Origin of the sequence: Clostridium culturomicium (genome assembly GCF_000821305.1) — a bacterium.
GTDB classification, from domain to species: domain Bacteria; phylum Bacillota; class Clostridia; order Clostridiales; family Clostridiaceae; genus Clostridium_J; species Clostridium_J culturomicium.
In genome coordinates this window covers 1-2178 of the sequence record NZ_CCXK01000007.1, presented here as the reverse complement: position 1 = coordinate 2178, position 2178 = coordinate 1, and the positions used below count along the sequence as shown (strand labels likewise).

Here is a 2178-nt window from a genome sequence, read left to right as displayed (position 1 = left end):
TCGACTTGCATGTGTTAGGCACGCCGCCAGCGTTCGTCCTGAGCCAGGATCAAACTCTCAATTTAAAAAGTTTGAGCTGCGCTCTAATTGTTTCGCTGACTTGTTAAAGTCATTTATTGATAGATTATCTCTATCGAAATTAACTGGTTTTACCTTTATTCCTCTGTTTAATTTTCAAAGACCAATTCTTTTGTGTCACTCACTAGTGACGACTTTTACTATTCTACTAGACAATTTCTTATCTGTCAACAACTTTTTTTAAGAAGTTTTTCTTTCTTTTAAAAGAGTTAACTACTTAGCTTCTGTTGTTTCTTGCCGCATCTCTCAGCGACATGGATTATCTTATCATATAAATTTTTCATTTCTTAATGTTTGTATTGATTTTAGCTAAATTATAATGTTATTTCTTATAGTTTATATTAATTCCATCAAATTACTTACATTGATACACAAGGTATAGTATATGTTGATATAAATATATTAAAATATCAAAAATAATGATTTTTACTGTAATAATTGCTATTATACTTATTTATTGTTCGTCTCTTTATTTTACGTTTAAATCTATTATTCTATATACTTTTGAAGAATTCTCTTATTTTTTACTGTTCCTTTTTGCGACTTTACTAGATAAATGATAATTTTTTTATTAATTTATATAAGAAAAAGCGAAATAATCTTAAAAACTATTTCGCTTTTTTCTACTTTTCAACCAGTTCTTTAATAAAAGATATCTTTTAATTACCAGTTAAATCTATATTCGTGACGAATTTTTCATTATACTTACATACAATTTTATATTATTAATTATATCTATATATCCTTATCCATTTTTTTATTATTTTATTATTTCCGTTATACATTCTATCAATTTAAAATTTGTCAAATCATAATGAAGAGGTGTAATTGTAACATATCCCTGATTTATATATGCTACATCTGTATTCTTTTCTGCTGGTGGTTGTGGCGAGCCAGTGATTTTATAAACTGAATGTTCTTTACTTCCATCCATTTCAACATATATATTATTATAATTTCTCTCACCTATACCACATACTTTTACACCTTTAATCAAATCTTTTTTTACTGACGGTATGTTTACATTTAATACTACATTGCCTAAATCTACTTTTTCTATCTTCTTAATTATCATCTCTGCATATTCAGCTGCAATTTCATAACTTTCATCACTTCCATCACAAGATAATGCAATTGCAGGTGTATAGTTTATGGCTCCCTCTATTGCAGCTGATACAGTTCCTGAATAAAGCACATCTGTACCAAGGTTAAATCCATCATTAACTCCAGATACAACCAAATCTATTTTATCTTTAGCTAATGTCGTTATAGCAATTTTAGTACAGTCAACTGGTGTTCCTCCAACACTAAAACACACACCTCCTACACCGTCTATTTTTTCTTCCTTAATTATAATTGGTGAAGTTAATGTAATGGAATGACTACTTGCACTTTTTTGACTATCAGGTGCCACAACCAAAATATTATGTACCCCTTGTAATTTTTTACTTATTACCTGCAAACCTCTAGCTTGTATTCCATCATCGTTTGTTATGAGTATATTCATAAATTTTCACTTAATAAACAGTTTGATTTATTAAGTTCCTCCTTTCATATATTACTCTATCATTCTCATATAATTCTATCATAATAAACTCTATTTTATTTGTTACTACAAAAAATAAAAAAACACACTGTAAGTTATTACAGTGTGTTATGGTGGAGATAAAGAGATTCGAACTCTTGACCCCCTGCGTGCAAGGCAGGTGCTCTCCCAACTGAGCTATACCCCCAAATATGGTGGACCTTCAGGGACTCGAACCCCGGACCTACCGGTTATGAGCCGGTTGCTCTAACCAACTGAGCTAAAGATCCTCAGACTTGGCAACCACCTACCCTCCCACACAGCTTCCCGTGCAGTACTATCGGCCTCTTAATGCTTAACCTTCGTGTTCGGTATGGGAACGGGTGTATCCATTAAGAGCATTATCACCAAATTTAAATGGCTCCGCGAAGAGGATTCGAACCTCCAACCTATCGGTTAACAGCCGAGTGCTCCACCGTTGAGCTATCGCGGAACATTTACCTGGCAACCACCTACCCTCCCACACAGCTTCCCATGCAGTACTATCGGCCTCTTAATGCTTAACCTTCGTGTTC

At 32.7% G+C, this 2178-nt stretch carries 1 protein-coding gene, 3 tRNA genes and 2 rRNA genes; all 6 read right to left on the bottom strand.

Translation table 11 applies throughout. The features are described from left to right. Positions 1–65: ribosomal RNA gene (locus BN1075_RS00530) — 16S ribosomal RNA — on the bottom strand; the annotation flags it as partial. Between the two features lie 773 nt (positions 66–838). Then, positions 839–1585 (bottom strand): 5'/3'-nucleotidase SurE, encoded by a 747-nt coding sequence (gene surE, locus BN1075_RS00525; protein ID WP_040191072.1) that lies wholly within the window; start codon positions 1583–1585, stop codon positions 839–841. Between the two features lie 150 nt (positions 1586–1735). Beyond that, a tRNA-Ala gene (locus BN1075_RS00520) sits at positions 1736–1811 on the bottom strand. Between the two features lie 5 nt (positions 1812–1816). Next, a tRNA-Ile gene (locus BN1075_RS00515) sits at positions 1817–1893 on the bottom strand. 4 nt (positions 1894–1897) lie between these two features. Continuing rightward, positions 1898–2015: ribosomal RNA gene (gene rrf, locus BN1075_RS00510) — 5S ribosomal RNA — on the bottom strand. A 6-nt stretch (positions 2016–2021) separates the two neighbouring features. Further along, a tRNA-Asn gene (locus BN1075_RS00505) sits at positions 2022–2096 on the bottom strand. Between the last annotated feature and the right edge of the window lie 82 nt (positions 2097–2178).

Excerpts from the sequence above, each read along its gene's own strand:
- surE (WP_040191072.1), bottom strand. The coding sequence starts at position 1,585 with ATGAATATACTCATAACAAACGATGATGGAATACAAGCTAGAGGTTTG.